18 protein-coding genes are annotated in these 22,186 nt (G+C 69.2%); 10 read left to right on the forward strand and 8 right to left on the reverse strand.

Annotated features, from left to right (window positions below):
- Position 1: 1 nt before the first annotated feature.
- Positions 2 to 2,653, reverse strand: a complete 2,652-nt coding sequence (locus tag ACFSVL_RS46345) for a sensor histidine kinase (RefSeq protein WP_378314515.1) — start codon at positions 2,651 to 2,653, stop codon at positions 2 to 4.
- 260 nt (positions 2,654 to 2,913) lie between these two features.
- Between ACFSVL_RS46345 and ACFSVL_RS46350 the strand changes: the two genes are divergently transcribed.
- Positions 2,914 to 3,810, forward strand: coding sequence for an ABC transporter substrate-binding protein (locus ACFSVL_RS46350; protein WP_378314601.1), 897 nt, complete (start codon positions 2,914 to 2,916; stop codon positions 3,808 to 3,810).
- Between the two features lie 3 nt (positions 3,811 to 3,813).
- Here ACFSVL_RS46350 and ACFSVL_RS46355 read toward each other — a convergent pair whose 3' ends face one another.
- A complete protein-coding gene (locus ACFSVL_RS46355) occupies positions 3,814 to 4,431 on the reverse strand; it encodes an LppU/SCO3897 family protein (RefSeq protein WP_378314517.1) in 618 nt (205 codons plus the stop codon).
- A gap of 78 nt (positions 4,432 to 4,509) precedes the next feature.
- On the opposite strand from ACFSVL_RS46355, the gene ACFSVL_RS46360 reads away from it, so the two are divergent.
- Positions 4,510 to 6,156: a DNA repair helicase XPB gene (locus ACFSVL_RS46360; RefSeq protein WP_378314519.1), complete on the forward strand. Its 1,647-nt coding sequence runs from the start codon at positions 4,510 to 4,512 to the stop codon at positions 6,154 to 6,156.
- A 1-nt stretch (position 6,157) separates the two neighbouring features.
- Here the strand turns inward: ACFSVL_RS46360 and ACFSVL_RS46365 are convergent, their stop codons facing one another.
- Positions 6,158 to 6,802: a response regulator transcription factor gene (locus tag ACFSVL_RS46365; RefSeq protein WP_378314521.1), complete on the reverse strand. Its 645-nt coding sequence runs from the start codon at positions 6,800 to 6,802 to the stop codon at positions 6,158 to 6,160.
- A complete protein-coding gene (locus tag ACFSVL_RS46370) occupies positions 6,793 to 7,908 on the reverse strand; it encodes a sensor histidine kinase (protein ID WP_378314523.1) in 1,116 nt (371 codons plus the stop codon). The genes ACFSVL_RS46365 and ACFSVL_RS46370 overlap by 10 nt, the downstream gene beginning before the upstream one ends.
- Before the next feature lie 135 nt (positions 7,909 to 8,043).
- Between ACFSVL_RS46370 and ACFSVL_RS46375 the strand changes: the two genes are divergently transcribed.
- Positions 8,044 to 8,685: a DedA family protein gene (locus ACFSVL_RS46375; RefSeq protein ID WP_378314525.1), complete on the forward strand. Its 642-nt coding sequence runs from the start codon at positions 8,044 to 8,046 to the stop codon at positions 8,683 to 8,685.
- 34 nt (positions 8,686 to 8,719) lie between these two features.
- Here ACFSVL_RS46375 and ACFSVL_RS46380 read toward each other — a convergent pair whose 3' ends face one another.
- Positions 8,720 to 9,403 (reverse strand): NUDIX hydrolase, encoded by a 684-nt coding sequence (locus ACFSVL_RS46380; protein WP_378314603.1) that lies wholly within the window; start codon positions 9,401 to 9,403, stop codon positions 8,720 to 8,722.
- 363 nt (positions 9,404 to 9,766) lie between these two features.
- Positions 9,767 to 10,483 (reverse strand): NUDIX hydrolase, encoded by a 717-nt coding sequence (locus ACFSVL_RS46385; RefSeq protein WP_378314527.1) that lies wholly within the window; start codon positions 10,481 to 10,483, stop codon positions 9,767 to 9,769.
- A 233-nt stretch (positions 10,484 to 10,716) separates the two neighbouring features.
- Between ACFSVL_RS46385 and ACFSVL_RS46390 the strand changes: the two genes are divergently transcribed.
- From ACFSVL_RS46390 to ACFSVL_RS46400, 3 genes are all read left to right on the forward strand, one after another.
- A complete protein-coding gene (locus ACFSVL_RS46390; protein WP_378314529.1) occupies positions 10,717 to 11,775 on the forward strand; it encodes a 5'-methylthioadenosine/S-adenosylhomocysteine nucleosidase family protein in 1,059 nt (352 codons plus the stop codon).
- Complete coding sequence (locus ACFSVL_RS46395) at positions 11,772 to 13,343, forward strand: hypothetical protein (RefSeq protein WP_378314530.1); 1,572 nt, start codon at positions 11,772 to 11,774, stop codon at positions 13,341 to 13,343. The genes ACFSVL_RS46390 and ACFSVL_RS46395 overlap by 4 nt, the downstream gene beginning before the upstream one ends.
- Before the next feature lie 315 nt (positions 13,344 to 13,658).
- A complete protein-coding gene (locus tag ACFSVL_RS46400) occupies positions 13,659 to 14,420 on the forward strand; it encodes a DUF4253 domain-containing protein (RefSeq protein ID WP_378314532.1) in 762 nt (253 codons plus the stop codon).
- A gap of 775 nt (positions 14,421 to 15,195) precedes the next feature.
- Here ACFSVL_RS46400 and ACFSVL_RS46405 read toward each other — a convergent pair.
- On the reverse strand, positions 15,196 to 15,771 hold the full coding sequence (locus tag ACFSVL_RS46405) for a TetR/AcrR family transcriptional regulator (protein ID WP_378314534.1): 576 nt from the start codon (positions 15,769 to 15,771) through the stop codon (positions 15,196 to 15,198).
- An 84-nt stretch (positions 15,772 to 15,855) separates the two neighbouring features.
- Between ACFSVL_RS46405 and ACFSVL_RS46410 the strand changes: the two genes are divergently transcribed.
- The gene (locus tag ACFSVL_RS46410) at positions 15,856 to 16,737 is read left to right on the forward strand and encodes an SDR family oxidoreductase (protein WP_378314536.1); all 882 of its coding nucleotides are present in this window, start codon (positions 15,856 to 15,858) and stop codon (positions 16,735 to 16,737) included.
- Between the two features lie 186 nt (positions 16,738 to 16,923).
- A complete protein-coding gene (locus ACFSVL_RS46415; RefSeq protein WP_378314538.1) occupies positions 16,924 to 17,694 on the forward strand; it encodes a DUF72 domain-containing protein in 771 nt (256 codons plus the stop codon).
- Between the two features lie 347 nt (positions 17,695 to 18,041).
- On the opposite strand, the gene ACFSVL_RS46420 is transcribed toward ACFSVL_RS46415, so the two are convergent.
- Entirely contained in the window at positions 18,042 to 20,828 is a 2,787-nt protein-coding gene (locus ACFSVL_RS46420) for an AfsR/SARP family transcriptional regulator (protein ID WP_378314540.1), read from the reverse strand.
- Positions 20,829 to 20,895: 67 nt separating this feature from the next.
- On the opposite strand from ACFSVL_RS46420, the gene ACFSVL_RS46425 reads away from it, so the two are divergent.
- Positions 20,896 to 21,834, forward strand: coding sequence for an o-succinylbenzoate synthase (locus ACFSVL_RS46425; RefSeq protein WP_378314542.1), 939 nt, complete (start codon positions 20,896 to 20,898; stop codon positions 21,832 to 21,834).
- An 85-nt stretch (positions 21,835 to 21,919) separates the two neighbouring features.
- On the forward strand, positions 21,920 to 22,129 hold the full coding sequence (locus ACFSVL_RS46430; RefSeq protein WP_037807882.1) for a PspC domain-containing protein: 210 nt from the start codon (positions 21,920 to 21,922) through the stop codon (positions 22,127 to 22,129).
- Positions 22,130 to 22,186 lie beyond the last annotated feature (57 nt).

A 22,186-nucleotide genomic window follows, 5' to 3' on the forward strand; every position in this document is an offset into this window, starting at 1 on the left:
CTCATCCGTTTCGATCCAGTGGCGGGGTGGTCTCGTCCCCCCTGGCGTGCCTGCCGCGCCGGAAGCCGCCTTGCAGGCTCCTCATCCGCGCGCGCACCGCGTCGGGGGAAAGCGAGAGTATCGGCCGCTCCTCTTCCGTCGCTGCGGGGCCGCCCGCCACGTCGGCGACCCGCAGGAACGGCCAGGTGTCCTCGGCCCCGTCCTCTTGTTCCAGATGCTCCGGCGTCGGCCATTCCGGGGCCGCCTCGTCCGGGTCGTCGGTCGGGAACTCCGGCTCGGGCGGCGCTTCGTACGCGTGCTTCGGTTCCAGCTCCGGTTCGAACGCGGGCACTTCCGGCATCGGCGCGACGACGCGCGGCTCGGGCACCGCCGGTTCCTCCGCCGGTGCCGAGAGATCGAACCAGCGCGACAGCACGTCGCGATAGGCAGGCATCCGGTCCGTCGGCGCGTCAATTTCCAGATGCGACCGGGCTGGCTCGATGGGCCACGACGGGGCCTCCTCGACCACCGGCGCGCGGCGCAGCGGACCGGCGTCGTCGAGGGTCGGCGCGACCAGCTCGGCGGGCTCCTCCGGCTCTTCGACCGGCGTCAACGGCGCGAGCGGAGCCAGCAGCTCCGGCTCCGGCGCGGGTTCCGGTTCGATCGGCGCGGGCGGCTGCGGCAGCGGCGGGGCTTCGGTGATCAACGCTGCCGGAACGACGACCGTCGCGGTCAGACCGCGGTCCTCGGCCGGGCGCAGCGCCACCGCGATCGCGTGTCGTTCGGCCAGCGTCGCGACCACGAACAAGCCCATCCGGCGCGACACCTCGACGTCGACCTCCGGCGGATGCGCCAGCCGCGCGTTGGTGCGGTCGATCTCCGCCTGCGGCATGCCGGCACCGCGGTCAGTGATCTCGATCCGCCACGCCCCGTCCGGCGTCCGCGCGCTCTCCACGGTGACCGCCGACTGCGGACCCGAGTACCGAGTGGCGTTCTCCAGCAGCTCGGACACCACGTGCACCAGGTCGTTGACCGCGTCGCCGCGCACCGCGAGCGCGGGGGCCGGGCCGACCTCGATCCGCTGGTAATCCTCCACTTCGGACAGTGCGGCCCCGATGATCTCGTCGGCCACCACCGGTCCGCTGTCCTCGCGCACCAGGTCGGTACCGGACAGCACGAGCAGGTTCTCGCTGTTGCGCCGCATCCGGGTGGCGAGGTGGTCCAGCTCGAACAGCCCGCCGAGGGTGTCCGGGTCCTGTTCGCCGGCTTCCATCCGGTCGAGCACGGACAGCTGCCGCTCCACCAGATCCTGGCTGCGCTGCGACAGGTTGACGAACATCGCGTTCACGTTCTCGCGCAGCATCGCCTGTTCGGCGGCGAGCCGGACCGCCTCGCCGTGCACCGCGTCGAACGCGCGCGCGACCTGCCCGACTTCCTCGCGGGTGAAGATCGGCACCGGCGCGACCGCCGCCCGGTGCCGCAGGTTTTCCGGCGCGGGATCGGGCTCGGTGAGCAACCGCTGGACGGCTTCGGGCAGCCGATGGTCGGCGACCTCCAGCGCGGTGCGGCGCAGGATCCGCAGCGGCCGCAGCAGCGAGCGGGCAATCACGACCGACAGCACACCGGCGACCAACAGGACACCGATGACGATTCCGCCGTCCCAGATCGTCGACGCGCGGGCGCTGGCGGCGCGGGCGTCCGTCTTGTCCTGAAGCTGGACGAGCAGCGCCTGCTGCACCTGGTGGGCGAGATTGACCGTGTACGTCGCCGCGGTGTCCCACTGGTCCGCGTCCAGCCCGGAGAGCGACTGGTTGTTCTCCGTACGCGTGAGCGCCGACTCGACCATGTCGTTGCCGATGTCGACGACGATGCCGATCACCGTGTCCGAGTACATCCGCTGCTCGTCCGGAGTGGCGAAGGTGCGGTAGTCGCTGCGCGCGGCCGCGAGTTCGGCTTCCGCGCCGAGCAGCGCGCGCGTCCGGTCGCGGTTGAGCGTGCCCTGCGCGATCGCCGCGGACATGACCGCGCGCTTGACTGACATCTGGTCCTTGATCCGCGAGAGCGCATTTCCGGCCAGCCGCAGCCGCGCCAGGTCGGGTTCGGTGACGTCCGCCGCCGCGGTGTCGCTGATGTCGAGCAGACCGGAGATCAGCTCGCTGTAGGAGCGGAGCACCGCGTCGGCCGGATACGCCGAGTGTTCGGCCGAATACCGAAGGCCGCCAAGCACGCGCAGCCGGTCGTCGCTCTGCTGCAGATCGCCCGCCGCGGACTCGTCGAGCCGCGCCTTGCTGTCGGCGAGCGACCGCTCGAACGCGCCGATCGCCAGGTCGACCCGGGTGCGCTGGCCGACGAGGACGTCGGTGGCCCCCTTCCGGTCGCCCGCGACGAACCGCACCGTGACGTCGCGTTCCCGCTGCAGCTGGTGCACCACCTCGGCGACCGTCGTGTCGACCCGGCAGCGCGCGGCGAACTCGGCGAGCTGGCGGGCGTCGCGCAGGTCGCTGTTGACCCGCAGGCCGACCAGCACGACCACGGCCAGCGCGGGGATCAGCAGGACGACGAAGAGCTTGGTGCGCAGCCGCCAGTTCCGCAGCCGCCACCTGCCGCCGACCGGGCGCGAGGCAGCCGGATCCGTCGCGTCACCCGAACGGGGACGGTCGTCGCGACGGGTCACCTGTGCTTCCTTTTCCACCGCGGGGACCTCTGCCCACGGACGTCATCGGGCTCCGGCCAGAAACTACCGCTTGGTAGCTTCCGGGCACAAAGATCGGGAAGCCACCCTGGCGGGGGCACAGCCCTGCGGGCGATCGTATGGGCAGCGGCCCATACGATCCAGCACGAGGCAGAGATTCTCCCGGCAGGGGATGGCGAGTGAAAGCGACCGGTCTGAGGTTTGCGCTGGTGGCGACGTTGTTCGCACTCAGCGGCTGCTCCATGTTCGGATCCAGTGACGCTGGACAAGCGCAACCACCGGAACGCGCGACGCTGCGGGTCGGCGTCGCGAGCCCGATCGACACCGCCCCGCTGCGGATCGCCGTCGCGGCCGGAAAGTTCCGCCAGGCCGGGCTGAACGTCCAACTGGTGGAACTCGGCTCGGGCGACGGCGTGGAAAAACTGAAAGCCGGGCAAATCGATGTGACGTTCGGCAGCGACGTGTCCCTGTTCCGCGCCGCGGGCTCCGGCACCGCACTGCAATTGCAAGGCGAGGCGTACACGTTCGGCCGCACCACGATCGCGCTCGTCACGCTGCCCGGCTCCGAATACACCGAACCGACCGCGAAGAAATCGCCGAAAATCGCGGTGGACTCCCCCGACGACGTCGGCACGCTCACCGCGCGGTCGGTCCTCGGCACCGCGGGCGTCGACAAGGCGAAGATCCAGTTCGTGTCCCGGCCGTTCGGGCAGATGCCCGCCGCGCTGCAAGCCGGCGACGCGGACGCGGCGCTGATGGTCGAGCCGTACATCACCCGCGCGGAGAAGGAGCTGGGGGCGCAGATCCTCGCCGACGGTTCGACCGGCGCGACCCTCGATTTCCCCGCCTCGGGCTACGCCGCGACCGGTCAGTTCGCCGCGGCGAACCCGCGCACGCTGACGGCCTTCCGGAACGTCCTCACCCAGGCCCAGCTGGCCGCGTCCGATTCGGCGAAGGTGCGCGACGCGCTGCCGACCTTCTCCGACATCGACCAGACCACCGCCGCGCTGATCTCGCTCGGCAGCTACCCGACGACACTGTCCGCGACCCGGCTGCAGCGCGTGGCCGATCTCATGCACAGCTCCGGGCAGCTCGCCAACCGCCTGGACGTGGCGGCGATGCTGCCTAACGCGTTGTAGACCTCAGATGCTTGCCCCGGTCGGCTCCAGGCAGATCGTGCGCACCGGCGGCCCCGCGTAGACCAGCGACAGGTCCTTGTCGTCGCAGCTGGACGCCGACCGCTCGCCGTCGTGCACGACTGCGCGGGCCTCCGCCTTGGGATCGTCGCAGGCGACCTTGCCGACCTTCGACTCGTCCGAAACGTCGCGCACGCATTCGCCGGACGCGACGTTCAGCGCGAGGCACAGCGTCTGGGTCGGCCGGGTGGTGCTGCGGGTGGACAAGTACAGCTCGAACTGCACGTAGTCCTCGCCGCGGCAGGAGCCCCGGCCCTTGACGACGGTGTCGACGCGGTAGGTGGCGGCCCGTTCGGAGCAGTCGGCTCCGGTGTAGGTCTGCGTCTCCGAGCCCAGCGAGGACAGGTAGAGGCAACTGCCCGCGACCGGCGGCCCGGACGCGCGCACGACCGCGGCGAACCCGAACGCGCCGAGCGTGCCGAGCCCGAGCGCCACGACGACGAGGGCGGCGAAGAGCGCCTTCTGCTTGCCCGACACCCGTTTCGGGCCGCCCGGCACCGGCTGCTGCGGGAGCGGCTGGTACGGGTTCGCGGCCGGCGGCACGCCGAACGGTGGTGTGGTCACTGGGTCCCCTCCCGCGGCTTCGTCCCGTCATCTTGGCATCCCCGGGCCGCGGTCCGGCAGGGAACGTATAAAGGAGAGGTGACTGATGGCCCCCTGATCGTCCAGTCCGACAAAACCGTGCTGCTCGAGGTCGACAATCCGCGCGCCAACGACGCGCGGATCGCCATCGCGCCGTTCGCCGAACTGGAACGAGCGCCCGAGCACGTGCACACCTACCGGATCACGCCGCTCGCGTTGTGGAACGCGCGCGCGGCGGGCCACGACGCGGAACAGGTGGTGGACGCGCTCACCACGTACTCGCGCTTCCCGGTGCCGCAGCCGCTCTTGATCGACGTCGTGGACGTGATGGGCCGGTTCGGCCGGCTGCAGATCGCCAACCACCCGGCGCACGGCCTGGTGATGACCACGACCGACCGCGCGGTGCTGGAAGAGGTCTCGCGCAACAAGAAGATCAGCCCGATGCTGGGCTCGCGGATCGACGACGACACGGTCATCGTGCATCCGTCCGAGCGCGGGCGGCTCAAGCAGGCGCTGCTGAAGGTCGGCTGGCCCGCCGAGGACCTCGCGGGGTACGTGGACGGCGAAGCGCATCCGATCGACCTCGACGAGGGCGACTGGCACCTGCGCGACTACCAGCGGCAGGCGGCGGAAGCGTTCTGGGCGGGCGGTTCCGGCGTCGTCGTGCTGCCGTGCGGCGCGGGCAAGACGCTGGTCGGCGCGGCCGCGATGGCGCACGCCAAGGCGACCACGCTGATCCTCGTCACCAACACCGTCGCCGGGCGGCAGTGGAAGCGCGAACTGGTCGCGCGCACGTCGCTCACCGAGGACGAGATCGGCGAGTACTCCGGGGAGAAGAAGGAGATCCGGCCGGTCACCATCGCGACGTATCAGGTGGTCACGCGCAAGACGAAGGGCGAGTACAAGCATCTCGACCTGTTCGATTCGCGCGACTGGGGCCTGGTCGTCTACGACGAGGTGCACCTGCTGCCCGCGCCGGTGTTCCGGATGACGGCGGACCTGCAGTCGCGGCGGCGGCTCGGGCTCACCGCCACGCTGGTGCGCGAGGACGGCCGCGAGGGCGACGTGTTCTCGCTGATCGGCCCGAAGCGCTACGACGTGCCGTGGCGCGACATCGAGGCGCAGGGCTGGATCGCGCCCGCGGAGTGCACCGAGGTGCGGGTCACGCTGACCGAGTCCGAACGCCTGCAGTACGCCACCGCGGACTCCGACGAGCGGTACAAGCTGGCCGCCACCGCGATGACGAAGATACCGGTGATCCGGTCCATTGTGGACAAGCATGCCGGCGAGCCGACGCTGGTGATCGGCGCGTACCTCGACCAGCTGGAGATGCTGGGCGCGGAGCTGGAGGCCCCGGTGATCCAGGGCGCGACGAAGAACAAGGAGCGCGAGGAGCTGTTCGACAAGTTCCGCCGCGGCGAACTGCGCACGCTGGTCGTGTCCAAGGTGGCGAACTTCTCGATCGACCTGCCGGAAGCGTCGGTGGCGATCCAGGTGTCGGGCACGTTCGGCTCGCGGCAGGAGGAAGCACAACGGCTCGGCAGGCTGTTGCGTCCCAAGGGCGACGGACGGCAGGCGCACTTCTACTCGATCGTCTCGCGGGACACAGTGGACACGGAGTACGCCGCGCACCGGCAGCGGTTCCTGGCCGAACAGGGCTACGCGTACCACATTGTCGACGCGGAGGACCTGCGACGGCCGCTGTGATTCACGAGCCGAGGTAACGGAGAACGGCCAGCACGCGTCGGCTGTACCCCTTCGCTTGCGGCAGGTCGAGCTTGTCGAAGATCGCGTTCGCGTGCTTTTCGACGGCGCTCTGCGAGACGAACAGCAGCGTCGCGATGTTCGCGTTCGTGTGGCCCTGCGCCATTTTCTCCAGCACGTCGCGCTCGCGCGGGGTCAGCCGGGCGAGCGCGTCCTCGTGCGAGGTGCGGGCGACCAGCCGGCGCACCACCTCCGGGTCGAAGGCCGCGCCACCGGCACCGACCCGGTCCAGCGCGTCGAGGAAGTCGCCGACCTGAGCCACGCGGTCCTTGAGCAGGTAGCCGACGCGGCCACCGTCACCGCCGATCAGCTTGGCGGCGTAGCGTTTCTCGACGTACTGGGACAGCACGAGCACCCCGGTGCCCGGCCAGCGCTCGCGGATTTCGAGCGCCGCACGCAGGCCTTCGTCGGTGTGGGTCGGCGGCATGCGGACGTCGGTGACGACCACGTCCGGCAGGTGTTCGGCGGTCGCTTCGAGAAGCTTTTCGCCGTCGCCGACCGCGGCGACTACCTCATGGCCTTCCTCGGCCAGCAGCCGGACGAGGCCTTCTCTGAGCAAAGTCGCGTCCTCGGCCAGGATCACTCGCACGGCAGCGTCACCCGCACTACGGTCGGCCCGTTTTCGGGGCTCTGTACGGAGAATTCGCCATCCATCGCCGCTACCCGCCTAGCCAACCCGGATAACCCACCGCTCGTGCCGACTTTCGCACCGCCGCAACCGTCGTCGGTGATCTCGATTTCTCCACGGCGGACGTCAATAATGACCTTACTGGCGTTGGCGTGTTTGACAGCGTTGGTGACGGATTCCGAGGCCACGAAATAGACCACAGTCGCCAGCTCAGGTGACGGCTCATCAAGCGCGTAACGGAGATCGACCGGGATCGTCGCCCGTTCAGCCAGCGACTCCAGCGCTGCTTCAAGACCACTTTCGTCGAGCGCGATCGGGTACACGCGCCAGCTCACCTCTCGCAGCTCGCGCAACGCTTCCTGCGACTCCTCGTGCGCCTGCCGGACCAGCTCCGCCGCCTTGTCCGCGTCTTGCGCCCGGCGCGCCCGACCGAGCAGAACCCCCAGCGCGACCAGCCGTTGCTGCACGCCGTCATGCAGGTCCCGCTCGATCCGGCGGCGTTCCCCGTTGACCGCTTCGACCACTTCGCTCCGCGTCGTCGCCAGCTCGGACACCCTGCGGCGTAACAGTTCCTGACTGCTCGGCCCGAAGAACCGCCGCGCCAGTCGCCGATCGAGCGCGGCTACGCCGATCAGTCCCTGTACACAAAGGAATACCGCGATCGCGGCGAGAACTACGATCAGCAGCCAGTCCGACAGAGTTCCGGTGCCTTGCCCGCCAGGCGCGCGTCCGGTGATCAACTGCTCGAAGTAGAGGGCCGCGGCCACGACACCCGCGCCGATGCACACCCACACGCCCAACGCGAGCAGGCCGGTCAAGCCACGCGGAACGAGGTACTGGAGGGCGCGACGGCCGTCGTAATCGTCGCCGTTCCTGGTGTCGAAGAACCGCTGCAGCCTCGCGCGCTCGACTTCGGCAAGCCTGCGCGCGCCGCGGAAAACCCGCGGCCGCACCGCGGGCACGACGAGGAACGGCGCGGCGAGGACCACGTACGGCACCTCGATGAGCGCCGTCAACGCGCCTAGGCCGACGCCCGCCGCCCGGCGCGGCACTCGCGATCTGATCACGTTCGCCAGGCTAGCCAGTCCGAGGGGCACGGCGTACTGCGGTTTTCCGCATTTTTCCGGGTGGCCGACAGCAATGTGTTGCGCGCCTTGGCTTTCTACCTTCGAGAACGTCACTCCCCACCGGAAAGGACTTCCGTGAACCTCACACTCGCCGCCCCCGCCGAACCCCTCACCGGCCTAGCGGGTTGGGCCGTCGGACTGATGGATTCGCTCGGCGGTGTCGGTGCCGCGATCGTCGTCGGCCTCGACAACCTGTTCCCGCCCATCCCCAGCGAACTCGTCCTCCCGCTAGCCGGATTCTCCGCGAGCCGCGGCACGTTCAGCCTGGCCGGAGCCCTCTTCTGGACAACCCTGGGCTCGCTGGCCGGAGCCGTGCTCGTCTACTGGCTAGGCGCCCTGCTCGGCCGAGACCGCTGCCGGGCCCTGCTCAGCCGCCTGCCACTGATGAACGCCGCCGACTTCGACCGCACCGAGGCGTGGTTCACCCGGCACGGCGGAAAGGCGGTGTTCCTCGGCCGGATGGTGCCGATCTTCCGCAGCCTGATCTCGCTGCCGGCAGGCGTCGAACGGATGCCCTTCGGCCGCTTCCTGCTCCTGACGACGGCGGGCAGCCTGCTGTGGAACACCGCCTTCGTCGTGGCCGGCTACCTGCTCGGCGAGAGCTGGTCACTGGTCGACCGGTACGCCTCGGTGTTCCAGTACGCCGTGCTGGCCGCAGTAGCGATCGCAGTGGGCCTGTTCGTGGCAGTCCGGGTGCGCCGCGTCTCCCGTCGCTGATTTCTTTCCGCAGAAGCGCGGTGTGCGCCAGCCGTCACGGCTCCTGGCGCGCACCGGGTTTCGAGTGGTGTTCGCGCAGCAACGCGGGATACAGCTGGGTCGCCGTTCCCGCACGGTAGAGGTTCGCGCGGCGCCCGCCATCACTGGCCGCCTTGGCTCCTGCCGGAACGAGAAACCCGTCGGCCCGGGTGACCTTCCGGTGGAAATTCGAAGGGTCCAGTTCGGTGCCCCACACGGTCTCGTAGACCTCCCTCAGCTGCGTCACGGTGAACTCCGGCGGGCAGAACGTCGTCGCGAGCGTGGTGTGGGACAGCATGTCCCTGGCGTGCTCGACCGCGTCGGACAAGATCCGGTGGTGGTCGAACGCCAGCACCGCCGGATCCTCCAACAGGCCCGCGACCGGTTCCCAGCGGGCGGCGCGGGCGTCCCCGCCCGCGGTCGGGATCGGCAGATCCGGCATCAGCGCAACGTAGGCAACGGATACGACCCGGCCGCGCGGGTCGCGATCAGGACCGCCGTAACCGCGGAACTGCCGGACGTGCACCTGCTCGGCGGCCAACCCAGTCTCCTCCGCCAGTTCCCGCTGCGCAGCCTCGTCGAGGTTCTCGCCGTCTTCCAGGAACCCGCCGGGCAACGCGAGACGGCCGAAGAACGGCGGCTTGGCCCGCTCGACCACCAGCACCTGCAGTGCGTGTTCCCGCACAGTCAGCACGACCATGTCGACTGCCACCGCTGACCGGAACCTGTCCTTCGTGCTCACGCACCCGTCTCCATTCCTGTCATCTTGACCTAAAGTACCACGTTCCGCTACTGTCCACACGACGGATAGTACTTGTCATGGTGACCTTAAGGTGACGCGATCGTCGGCCCGCGTGGCGTACCGGCGCGTGACCATCTCGCGGGAGGACGGACCCATGAAGATCTTGTGCACCGTACGAACTCTTGCCGCTCTCGTGTTCTGGTCAGCCGGAGTCGGCTTCGCCCTCGGCGTCATCGTCAGCCAGCTCGTCCCCGCTTGAACGGCGCGAAATGGAACATCGCCGACCACCGACGGACGAATCGCCGCACCCGGCCCGGACGACTACCCAGCCCATGGCGAACTTCCCGCGCTTCGCAGGATCGGCGGATGCATGAGCCGCGCGCCGCCAGGCCGGTAGAGCGCGGCGGGCCGCCCCCCGTCACGCTTGGTCCGCTCGCCGGTAGACACCAGAAATCCGTCGACACTGGTGATCTTGCGGTGGAAGTTGCGCGAGTCGAGCTTATGGCCCCATACGGTCTCGTACACGTGGCGCAGCTCGCTGATGGTGAACGGCGCGGCGCAGAACGCGGCGCCGAGGGTCGTGTATTCCAGTTTGCTGCGGGCGCGTTCGACCGCGTCGGCGATGATCTCCCGATGGTCGAACGCCATGGCCACCTCGCTGTTCAGCACGGCGTCGACAGGTGTCCACCGCGCGGCGCGCGCGTCTCCGCCCGGCACGGGCAAGGGGAGGTTTGGCACAACAGCGAGATAGCAGACAGTCAGGACCCGGCCGCGCGGATCCCGGTCGGGCGCGCCATACGTGCGCATCTGCTCAAGATGCAGTGGACGCGGCTCGAGCCCGGTTTCCTCAGCGAGTTCGCGCGCGGCGGCGACTTCGAGATCTTCCTCCTTCGACGCGAGGAATCCCCCAGGCAGGGCGAACATGCCCCGGAACGGCTTGATAGCGCGTTCGACCAGCAGGATCTGCAGTCTGTCGTTGCGAACGGTGAGCACGGCCAGGTCAACAGCCACCGCCACCCGGGGAATCTGCCAGGACATGGCCGAACCCTAGCTTCTCGTCAACTTGACGCCAAGTGCGCGAGCCTCTACCCTCCTCCGATATCGTCAGCCTGACGGAAAGGGGTCTCCCACGGAACCACTTATCGGTCAGCAGGTTCGCGAAGCGACCGCACACGAAGCGGCCGCTCCCGGACAGAGCCGCGCCGCCGGCGGGAAAACTCGCTTCGGCACCGCGTCCGGAATTCTTCCGACTCCGCCAGTTCCTGGTATTGGTGAGTAAAACAGTGGTGAATTCGACGCCGACCGTCGTTGTCCTGACGGCTATTCCGGTCGAGCACGAAGCAATGACGGAAACCATGGTCTCGCTCCGGCAGGAAACCCATTCCGCCGGAACGATCTTCCACGCGGGCCTCCTGCTGAACAGTCCATGGCGGGTGATGCTGACCCGGACCGGTCAGGGAAATCAGCAGGCCGCGGTCATCGCCGAACGCGCGATTTCGCACTACCGGCCAGATCTGGTGATGATGGTCGGCGTGGCAGGCGGGCTCCACACGGACCTCTCGCTCGGCGATGTCGTAGTGGCTGAAAAGGTTTATGCCGTGCACGGCGGCAAGGCGGTCGACGCCGGATTCCAGGCACGCCCGCGGGTGTGGTTCCCCCACCATGGACACGTCCAGCGGGCAGAACTGGTCGCCAGCGAGAACACCTGGCAGAACGCGCTCCCTGACCGGCCCGAAGCGAAAGCCGTCGTCCGGCCGATCGCTTCGGGCGAAGTCGTGCTCGACTCGCCCGATTCACCGTATGCGCGACATCTCAAAACGCACTACGGCGACGCGGCCGCGGTAGAAATGGAAGGTGCCGGAGTCGCGCTCGCCGGCCAGCTCAACGCATCAGTACCGACGGTTGTCGTGCGGGGCATCAGCGACCACGCTGACGGCCGAAAGGAACATGCCGACCGGGGCGGCGGACAGCGACGGGCAGCGCGCAACGCGGCGACGTTCGCCGTAGCGCTGCTCGCCGAACTCAACCCGCGCGGTCGCTCGTTGCGCGAACAGTTGCTGTACGGGACTTCCGATGAACAAAACGCGGCTGCCCGTCAACTGCATGGCAGCGGCAATCCGGACGTAGTCCCGTTGCTCGTAGAAGGTTTCTACGCAACTTTGGATCATGAAGTGAGCTGCCGGATCATCCGCGCGCTTGGCAGCACGGGAACCGCTCGCGCCAAAGCTGCCCTATTACAGCTGAATCCCCGGTACCACATCGAACAGCTCGAAATTCAGGACGCTCTCAACGTGCCGGGGGAACAATCAGAAGGAGACGAACTCCCGTGAGACGACAACAGTGGCCGCTATGGCCGGCGGCAGTCGTGCTGACGACAGCTGTCGCCGGGTGCACCTCTTCCCCGGGCACAGATCCGGCCGCCTCCGAAGCCGCGTGCGTTCGCGACAAGACGCCGTACTCGGTTAATGCCAGCAGATATGCGGACGTCGGCAAACTGGACAGCGCCAACGGCACTAGCCGGCCATTCGTGATTGTTCTCGACGAACAACACGCGTCGAGAGTCGGACAGGTCGAGATCGCCATCATGCTCAACCGCCTCTACCACCAGGACCACCTGCGCCGCCTCGCGCTCGAGGGCTCGGTCGTGGAGAAGAAGGCACCGGATGTCGGGTGGTTCACGTCCAAACCGGACGCCGGGACCCGGACGGCGGTCGCCTTGCAACTGCTCCGCGAGGGAGAGGTGAGCGCGGCCGACTTCGCCGCGATGGCGCTGCCCGGTTTCATCGAGCAGCCGATCGAAAAGTCCGACCAGTACGACGTCGAACTGTCGACGAAGGCCAACCAATCGCTGACCGGGTATCTGGTCGCCATTGCCGCGACGACGATGACATCCGACCAGAACCTCAAGGCCAACGATCTGCTCGACCAGAAAAAAGACGAAGAGGCCATCAAGTTCATCATCGGCACCAGCCCTTGGGCCAGTCAGCGGTACCAGGTGGTCAAACGCCTCACGCCGATCGTGACCAATGAGGAGATGCAACGCCTCGCCGCCGAACTGGAACAGAAGGCCACCGAGGTGAACGCCGATGTCACGGCCTATCGCGCTGATCTCCAAGAGGCCAAGAAGTTCTTCGACGTCACGGTGCAGCGCAGCAACGCGATGGCCGAGAACACGATAAAACTCGCCGCTGACAGCGTAGGCGAATGCGCGCCGATCGCCGTGGACATCGGTGCCGCCCACACCACTGAGGTCGCGGATTTCCTCCGCCGCAAGAATATGTCGTATGCGGCCGTCTCTCCGGCGTCTCTGTCGACGAATGCCAACAGCGGTGCCATCACCCGGGACGCCCTTCACCGCAAAGGCGACGGCAAGTCCGTCGACCCGGCGGGCGGCGTCGGGTCCTTCCTCGACGGCAGGCACAAGCCCCCGCCCGTCGTCGACCAGGACTGGTTCAAGGAGAAGGCCGACCTCGCGTACGCCTCGGTGGTGCTCGCCAGGGCGGCGGGCGGCGGCATGCAGCCCCCCTTCGGCCTCGACGAGGGCAAACTCGGCCTGGGCGGCGGTGCCATTCCGCCGAGCATCAAGATCGACTTGCCCAGCATTCAGCTCGTACCGCGCGACGACAAGTCGGGGACTGACGTGCTCTTCAAAGTCACCATGACGAAACAAAACCTGACCCTGTGGATGAAGGCCGGCGTCGTCGCGAAGCCGACAGACCCGTCCGGCCAGGAAAGCCTGGAGGCAGCTCTCAAACGCATGCGGGACGAACTCTCCAAGAAGGCCACGCCCGAGGAAGACCCGAAGGGCAAGGTAACGGTCTCCGGCTTGAGCGGCGATGTCAACGGCGCTGTCGGGAGGTCCAAGGAGGAGGTCTCAGCCACCAAGCTCGCGGGCTGAATGAGGGGCGAACTCACGCGGGCACAGGCAGTCGCGATGGAACAGCGGTGCACCAACGTCCCGCCGCGAAAAGACCATCAGGTCACCTCGCGACTGCCCCGCGTGCCACCCCGCTTAGTCGAACGCGGCCGGTACTGCCCGATCCATCGTCAATCCCGATCAGCACGACGTCGCCCAGCCGCGAACCGACCCACCGGCAGCCAGCGGCCGTCTGTCGTGCCACCCGAACGGATGAACGACCGGCACCTGGAAATTGTCGGCGATTCGAACTACTGTTCGATATGCAGGACCGAACACCAGTTCGAGGGGAAGCTCATGACGATCGCACCGTTCCGCCCCGGCGTCGGGGCACCGCCGGTCCAGACCTTGCCGCCAGGGCGCTGGCACGGGCGCATCTGGGTGTCGGAGGAGCCGCTCACGCGGCCGCAGCGGTACTTGAGCTGTGTCGCGGAGTTCGAGCGCTCGGGCCTGTGGCCGGTGCTGATCCCGCCCGACCAGCGCTTCACCGCCCGCGGCGAAGACTGGCTGGACGACCGCGGCCGCCTCGCCCCCGCCGGCCACCGCGTCGACAACGCCGACCCCGCCGAAGTCCTGGCCCGCTGGTGGGACGGCTCTTGTTGCGACGGTGCCTGCCTGCGCCCGTTCGGCACCCGCTTCCCCGGGCTGGCGAAACGCTCGCACCGCCGCTCGGACCCGCTGGCCGAGGCAGGCAACACCGGCTCGATCCTGGCCGCCCGCACCCCGCACCGCCTAGGCCTGGTGCAAGCCGACCGCCCCGCCGACGTCCCGGCCCTCATCGGCTGGACCGGGATGATCAAGGCGACAGATCAGGTCGCGGAACTGTCCGCGGTCCTGCGCAGCTGGGAAGACCGCTTCGGCGCGACCCTGGTGACGCTGGGCTTCGACACGCTCGAACTGTCGGTCTCGGCCCCACCCCGAACCCACGCCAGGGCACTGACGGTGGCGGCCGAGCACCGTGCTTTCAGCCTGCCCACGTACCTCGCCCAGCCAGGAAACCTGCGGGAGTACGCGACGTCGCTGGTACAGAGCCGCCGCTGGAGGTTCTCGTGGGCCTGAGGAGGTGAGGACCCGGGGCGGAGCCCGCCCAGGAGCGGGACGGATCACCCCGATACCGCAACGAATCTGGCGACTCCGGCGAAGCCGGGCAGTTCCAGCACGGCCCGGCGGGGTTCGGCGGAACTGCCAGGCTCGGCGCGGCCCAGCGGGGTTCGGCAGAACCTGACAGGTTCGCGCGACCCGAAAGGCTCGACGGAGCCTGGCGGACCCGGCGCGGCTCGGCGAGTTCGGCGCGGCCTGGCGAACCCGGCGCGGCCTGGCGAGTTCGGCACGGCTCGGCGAACCCGGCACGGCTCGGCGAGTTCGGCGCGGCCTGGCGAACCCGGCACGGCTCGGCGAACCCGGCGCGGCCTGGCGAACCGGCACGGCTCGGCGAACCCGGCGCGGCCTGGCGAACCGGCACGGCTCGGCGAACCCGGCGCGGCCTGGCGAACCGGCACGGCTCGGCGAACCCGGCGCGGCTCGGCGAGTTCGGCACAGCCTGATGGCTGCGACATGGCCCGCTGGATTCGCCGCGCCCCGAGTGATTCCGCACGGCTTAACTGCGGCGCGGCCTGGCCGATCCGGTGCGACCCGACGGGCGCGGCGCAGCCCACGGATCCCGCTGACCTCGCGGACCTGGCTGAACATCCCGGCTCAGCCTGGTTGATTCGCGCACTTCCCCGCGCCCGCCCGCTCTCCCCGAGCCGCATAGCCCCGCCCTCGGCACGACCACGCCTCCGACCCCGCGGGCACCGGCGGCAAGACGAAGCACACGCCCAGCTCATCGGCTTCGTCACTCCAGCGACGCCGCAGCCACCCGCAGCTCCCGCAGCGCAGCCAGCGCATGACGCGCAAGACCGTCCTCATCACCCTCAGCCTCGGACCACCGCGTATAGCCCCGCTTGAAAGCAAGCACCCCCAACTCAGCCGCAAGATGCGCGATCGGGTCAGCAACTCCCCGAGCGACCAGCGCGGCAGACATCGCCGCCGCGAGGCCGACGTTCTTGAGGGCGTCCCGTTCCTGCAGTTCGGTACTCGCCGCCACCGCGGCCTTAAGACGCGGGCCGAGTTCGCGGTTCGCCGGGCCCATGGCACCGGACGCGCGTTCGAGGCCAGCCGCGACCGCCTCCAGCGGGCTGCAAGAAGCGGGTGCCTCGGCGATGCCCTCGGCTAGCAGCCGGCTCAGCGTCTCCTGCCCGGCGACCAGCAACTCGCGCTTGTCGGAGAAGTGCCGGAAGAACGTGCTCTTGGTGACGCCCGCGCGTTCAGCGATCTGCGCGACGGTGGTCTCGTCGTACCCCTGCTCGGTGAACAGGTCGACAGCCGCCACGACCAGTCGTTGAGTCGTCTCCGGTTGCCATCGGGCCATGGGTCCATCTTAGGTGACGGGACAAGAGTCCCATCACTGTGTATGGTGACGGGACAAAGGTCTCATCACCATCGGGAGAGTCTCATGCAGGTTTTCGTCACCGGCGGCACGGGCACCATCGGTTCGCCGGTCGTGGCCCAGCTGCTCGCCAGCGGGCACACCGTTCTCGCGCTGGCTCGCTCGGACAAGTCCGCACAGGCCCTCACCGACGCCGGTGCGGAAGTGCTGCGCGGCCAGCTCGCGGATCTCGACGTCCTGCGAGCAGGTGCCGCGCAGTCCGACGGCGTGATCAGCCTGGCGTTCGGCAGCGACTACAGCACCGAGGAAGCGCTTGCCCGGTCGATCGCCGAGGAGAGCGCCGCCATGGCCGCGCTGGGAGAAGAACTGGTCGGCAGCGAACGGCCGATCGTCACCGTCTCGGGCACGCCGTGGGTGCCCGGCCGCGCTGCTACCGAAGCCGATCCGCTGCCGACCGACGGACCGGTGGGCGGCCGCGGCAGTTCGGTCAACGCGTTGCTGGCGCTGGCTTCCCGAGGCGTGCGCGCGACGGCGGTCCGCATGCCGCGCACGGTCCACAACGACGGCAAGGGCGGGTTCGCCGGGCTGCTCACCGAGCAGGCGCGCCGCACCGGTGTGGCCGGCTATCCCGGCGACGGCACCCAACGCTGGCCAGCCGTGCACGCACTCGACGCGGCGGTCTTGTTCCGTCTGGCGCTCGAGTCGGCACCGGCTGGAACGGCCTGGCACGCAGTCGCCGACGAGGGTGACGCCGTCCGTGACATCGCGGCCGTCATCGGCAGGAGGCTCGGCCTGCCGACCAATTCGGTGCCGCAGGAGGACTTCGGTCCGTTCGGTCCGATCTTCGCCATGGACCAGCCCGCTACCAGCGTCCGCACCCGCGAAGTCCTTGGCTGGCAGCCGAAGCACCCGAGCCTGCTTGAGGACCTGGAGCGCATCCAGCCGTGACCCCTCGGGCAACGAGGTCAACTAGTCGGGACACTGGTCCTAAGTTTTAGCCCGCTTGTCCGAAAAGTGTTTACCGCGACCGTCCGCGCGGGAACCCGTGAGCCGGTGAGCGAGGTCGGTCAGATCCGGGTGGGCACGTCCGGCTGGCGATATCCGCCGTGGCGTGGCGCGTTCTACCCGTCGGGTATGAGACAGCGGCGGGAACTTGAGTACCTCTCCCGCCGGACGAACGCCGTCGAGATCAACGGGTCCTTCTACTCGCTGCAGCGCCCGGAGCGATACCTCGGCTGGCACGCCGAAACCCCGGCCGGGTTTCTGTTCGCGGTGAAGGGCGGCCGGTTCATCACGCATCTCAAACAGTTGCGCGACGTCGAAACCGCGCTCGCCAACTTCTACGCGTCCGGCGTCCTGGCGCTCGCCGACAAGCTGGGGCCGTTCCTCTGGCAGCTCCCCGCGCGGCTGGTCTTCGACCCTGATCGCGTCGCCACCTTCCTCGGGCAGCTCCCGCGCAGCACCGGCGAGGCAGCCGCGCTCGGGGCGAAGCATGACGACAAGCTCAAGTCCCGAGCGTTTCTGGAATCTGGTCCAGACCGGCCGGTGCGGCACGCGCTGGAGGTGCGTCACCCCAGCTTCACCACGCACGAAGCACTTGATCTGCTCAAGAAACACCGGGTAGCGCTGGTGACCGCCGACGCCGCCGCGCCGTGGCCGTACCGGGAGGACCAGACCACTGACTTCAGTTACGTCCGGCTGCACGGCGCGGAAACCCTCTACACCAGCAATTACTCCGACGGGGCACTGCGCGACTGGGCCGCGAAGATCACCGAGTGGCACGACGGCGGCCGCCGAGACGTTCACGTCTACTTCGACAACGACAGCGAAGCCGCCGCCCCGCACAACGCCGTCGCACTCACCCGGTTGCTTGGCCTCGCGACCGAAACCGGCCCGGGACAGTGAGCGGACAGTGAGCGCACTTCGGTTGGGTGGCGGTAGGGCCGCCGGTGGTCTACGTGCTGCCGCTGGGGGTCGGCACGCGGACCACCGCGCCCGGCTGCCCGCGAAGTGACTGGCAGATGAACATTGCGCCAAACAGCCGAAGCTGGTCCCGCGCCAGGCTGACAGCCAGCGAACGCGCGACTAGCCCAGTCCGCACTGGATAGCGCGGTCAGCAGCCGAAGCTAGCCCGCGCCAAGCCGACAGCCCACCAACGCGCGACCAGCCCCGCCCAAAGCCGCCCGCACCGGATAGCGCGGTCAGCAGCCAAAACTGGCCCCACACCAAGCCGACAACCAGCGACCGCGCGACTACCCCCGCACCAAAGCCGCCAGTTGCGCCCGCACCCGGTCCACGTCGGGGTGGTCCAGCGTGGTCAGCAGGCGAACCGCGCGCAGCCAGCAGTCGCGGGCCGCGGCGGTGCGGCCGTAGCGCAGGTGTGCGGTGCCCAGTTCGGACAGCACATCCGCGGCCTCGTACTCCTCATCCATCGCGAAGAACATGTCGACGGCTTCGGACAGGCACTCGATTCCCTCCACGTGCCTGCCCAAACCCAGCAACGCACGCGCCCGCGCGGCCAGCGAAAACCGGCCCTGCGGCAGATCGTCCGGCGGCACCAAAGCCAGCGCCTCGTCGGCCAGCGACAGCGCCTGCGGGTAGTCGCCCATCATCGCGCACAGGTCGCCCAAAGCACGCAAAACGTTCGCCTCCACCGAGGTGAACCCCAGCTCCCGCGTGATTTCCAGCGCACGCAGGCCATGCCGGTAAGCCTCGGGGAAATCCTCGATGTCCTGCGCGGTCATCGCGAGGTTGTAACGCGCTCGCGCCTCGCCCGGCAGTGAGCCCAGTTCCAGCTGCACGGCCAGCGCCTGCTCCAGGTATTCGCGCGCCAGTACGTACCTCCTGGCGACCCCTTCGATCACGCCGAGTCCATTGAGGACCGCCGCCTCGCCGTGGCGTTCCCCGGAATTCCGCGCTGCCCGCAAGCCGATCTCGTAGACGTATCGCCATTCGTCGACCCGGGCGCGTCCGGCGAAATAGGTGAACAGCGACCACGCCAGCCGCCAGCACTGCGCGTATCGGCCGATCCGGAATGCCCACTGGATCGTCGAGATCAGGTTCCCGTGTTCCTCGCCGAACCACGCCAATGCCCGGTGAAAGTCCGCGAACTCCAGCGCACCGGCGGACGGCACCGGCCCGATTTCGTCCATCAGCTGCTGCGGCCGCATCGCCGTGGCCGCGTTCCGCGCGGACGAAATGAACCAGTCGAGCAGTCGCGCACTGGCCGCCGCGCGCTCGGCGTCGTCGTCCTCCTGCTCCGACAATTCGATCGCATAGGCGCGAATCAGATCGTGGAACTGGTATCGACCCGGCTTCGGCTGGGTGAGCAGGTGTGTGGACACGAGCGTGTCGAGCGCGCTGCGAGTGTCCGCTTCGGACCGTCCGTTGAGGGCGACCGCCATGCCCAGCGACAAATCCGGGCCGACCGACATTGCCAGCAAACGCAGCAGCCGTGCCGCAGCCGGGCACAAAACCCGGTAGGAGTACGAGAAAACCGTGCGGATATTGGTTTCGTCGCCGTCGCCGAGATCGAAGGTGCTCAACCGGCCGGCGTCCGAGGGCAGCGCTCTGACGAACTCGTCCAGCGGCAGTCGCGGGAACTGCGCCGCTCGCACGGCGAGAATCCGGATCGCCAACGGAAGCCCGCCGCAGTACTCGACAAAACGGCCCGCTGCCACCGGATCCTCGTGTACCCGCTCGACCCCGATCGCCGAGGCAAGCAGCTCCACCGCTTCCTCACTGTCCAATTCAGACAGTGCGATCCGCCGGGCACCGTGTGTCGCGACCAGCCCGCGCAGCTGCCATCGGCTCGTCACCACGACCAGACAGCCCGGGCCCGGCAGCAGCGAACGCACCTGCTCCGTGCTGTTCGCGTTGTCCAGCACCACCAGCAGCCGTCGGCCAGTGGTGTAGGTGCGCCAGGTCGCCGCGCGTTCGTCCAAACCGGACGGAATCCGGTCGGCGGGCACGCCAAGCGCGATCAGCATGGTCTCCAGCGCGGCGGTCGGCGACACCGGCGCACCCGGGCCGTAGCCACGCAGGTCGAGAAACACCTGGCCGCCGGTGAAACGGTCGGCGATCTGGTGTGCGAAGTGGACGGACAGCGTCGTTTTCCCTTGCCCGCCCATGCCTTCCACCGAGGCGATCGGCGTGGAGGTGCCGTCGTCCAGGGCTTCCGGCAGCAACGCGCGCAGGGCTTTCAAATCCGCCGCTCGACCGGCGAACGCCCCGAGGTCGGCCGGAAGCTGGTGCGGCACATGGGGTTCCAGCGGCGTCCGGAACCGGGGGCCTTCGTCGCCGCCCAGGACGAGCCGGTGCGCCCGCTGCAGTCCGGCACCAGGGTCCAAGCCCAGCTCCTCGGCCAGCAACGCGCTGATCCGCCGGTGCACTTCAAGCGCCTCAGCCTGCCGTCCGGAGCGGAGCAGCGCGTACATCAGCTGCTCGTGCGGCCGTTCCCGCAGCGGGTTTTCGCGGGTCAACCGCTCCAGTTCGGGCACGACGGTGTCGTACTCGCCGACGGTCAGCAGCGTCTCGGCCCACAGCTCACGCACCCGCGTGCGCTCCTCGGCGAGCTGGCCGACCTCGTCCCGGTGCAGCGCGTCCGACTCCACGTTCTGCAGCGCCGACCCCCGCCACTGCCCCAGCGCGTCCTCGAAGTACCCCGCCGCCCGCCGGTGTTCCCCGCGCTCCGCCGCGCTGCGCCCCCTGGCCGCGAGCTGCCGAAACCTGCCGAGGTCCACCGCGTTCTCGTCGACTTCCAACAGGTAGCCGCCGCGTTCGGTACGGATCGCCGCTCCGTCGCCGAGCGCCCGGCGCAGCCGCAGGACATACGTCTGCAGCGCGCCCTTCGACCGACGCTGGTCGTCGCCCCACAGCCAGTGGCTGAGCACGTCGACCGACACGAGCCGGTTGGCCCGCAGCAGCAGTCCGGCGAGCACGATCAGCGGGCGGCTGCCGCCCAGCGGCACCACCTGGTCCCCGGCCAGCACCTCGGCCGGGCCGAGCACCCGGAAGTCGAGGCCGTCCACACGTTCCATTGTGGCGTTGAGACGGCCCCCGCGGCACCTCGGTTCCGCCGCGGCCGCGATGGCATGATCGGCAGTCATGCAGGTTTACGCGCTCCCGCTGCACACCCAGTTCCGGGACATCACCGTCCGTGAAGGACTGTTGCTCCGCGGCCCCGCCGGCTGGGGCGAGTTCTGCCCGTTCGCTGACTATTCGGACATCGAGAGCGTGCCCTGGCTCTCCGCCGCGCTCGAAGCGAGCGAAGAAGGCTGGCCGGAGCCGGTCCGCGATCGCGTCGAGGTGAACGCGACCGTCCCGATCATGCCGCCGGAACGCGCGTATGAGCTGGTCCGCGCCTCCGGCTGCCGCACGGCGAAGGTGAAGGTCGCCGACAAACGCGCGACGCTGGCCGAGGACTGCGCCCGCATCGAAGCGGTGCGCGACGCGCTGGGTCCGTCCGGCGCGATCCGCGTCGACGCCAACACGGCATGGGATGTCGACACCGCGGTGCATGCGCTCGGCGAACTGGACCGCGCGGCCGGTGGACTGGAGTATGCCGAGCAGCCATGCCCCACGATCGACGACCTGGCCGCCGTCCGCCGCCGCGTGTCGGTGCGGATCGCGGCCGACGAGTCGATCCGCCGCGCTGAAGACCCGCTGAAGGTCGCGGTCGCCGGAGCCGCCGACATCGCCGTGCTCAAGGTCGCCCCGCTCGGCGGCGTGCGGCGCGCGCTGGAGGTCGCGGAGGCGTGCGGGCTGCCGTGCGTGGTGTCGTCGGCGGTCGAGACGAGCGTCGGGCTGGCCGCCGGGCTCGCGCTCGCCGGAGCCTTGCCGGAGCTGGACTTCGCCTGCGGGCTCGGCACGATGTCGTTGCTGCGGGGGGACGTCTGCACCGCCACGCTGTCCCCTGTGGACGGTTACCTTCCGGTGCCGCGACAGGCCCCGGAACCCGACGCCTACGCCGAGTTCGCCGCCTCGCCCGAGGTGACGGCGGCGTGGCTGGACCGGTTCGAGCGGGTCCGGAAGATCCGCGGCTAAGGGGCGGTTCAGGGTCGCGGCCCCGGGGCTATCTCCGGGGCGTTCCCGGATGTGCGGCGGGTCCCGGTCGCGGAGTATTGCTGGCATGACGGACAACGTGCAGGCCGCACCGGCCAAGAAGATCTTCCGCAGCCGCTCCGACCGCATGCTCACCGGCGTGTGCGGCGGCTGGGCCAACTACCTCAACGTCGACCCCTCGATGGTGCGCATCGCCGCGGTCGCCGGGGCCGTGCTCTCGGCCGGGGTGATCCTCCCGGTCTACGCCGCGGCCGCGGTCCTGACCCCGGAAGACTGAGCCCAGGAATGGGCGAAGCCCGGCCCACCGCGAGGGTGAACCGGGCTTCGCCGGAAA

It is taken from the genome of Amycolatopsis silviterrae, assembly GCF_042684085.1.
Lineage (GTDB): Bacteria > Actinomycetota > Actinomycetes > Mycobacteriales > Pseudonocardiaceae > Amycolatopsis > Amycolatopsis silviterrae.

Coding starts and splice junctions, on each gene's coding strand:
- ACFSVL_RS46385 (WP_378314527.1), bottom strand. CDS start 10,483: ATGTCCTGGCAGATTCCCCGGGTGGCGGTGGCTGTTGACCTGGCCGTG.
- ACFSVL_RS46425 (WP_378314542.1), top strand. CDS start 20,896: ATGCAGGTTTACGCGCTCCCGCTGCACACCCAGTTCCGGGACATCACC.
- ACFSVL_RS46400 (WP_378314532.1), top strand. CDS start 13,659: ATGACGATCGCACCGTTCCGCCCCGGCGTCGGGGCACCGCCGGTCCAG.
- ACFSVL_RS46410 (WP_378314536.1), top strand. CDS start 15,856: ATGCAGGTTTTCGTCACCGGCGGCACGGGCACCATCGGTTCGCCGGTC.
- ACFSVL_RS46420 (WP_378314540.1), bottom strand. CDS start 20,828: ATGGAACGTGTGGACGGCCTCGACTTCCGGGTGCTCGGCCCGGCCGAG.
- ACFSVL_RS46380 (WP_378314603.1), bottom strand. CDS start 9,403: ATGGTCGTGCTGACTGTGCGGGAACACGCACTGCAGGTGCTGGTGGTC.
- ACFSVL_RS46415 (WP_378314538.1), top strand. CDS start 16,924: ATGAGACAGCGGCGGGAACTTGAGTACCTCTCCCGCCGGACGAACGCC.
- ACFSVL_RS46405 (WP_378314534.1), bottom strand. CDS start 15,771: ATGGCCCGATGGCAACCGGAGACGACTCAACGACTGGTCGTGGCGGCT.
- ACFSVL_RS46350 (WP_378314601.1), top strand. CDS start 2,914: ATGTTCGGATCCAGTGACGCTGGACAAGCGCAACCACCGGAACGCGCG.
- ACFSVL_RS46430 (WP_037807882.1), top strand. CDS start 21,920: ATGACGGACAACGTGCAGGCCGCACCGGCCAAGAAGATCTTCCGCAGC.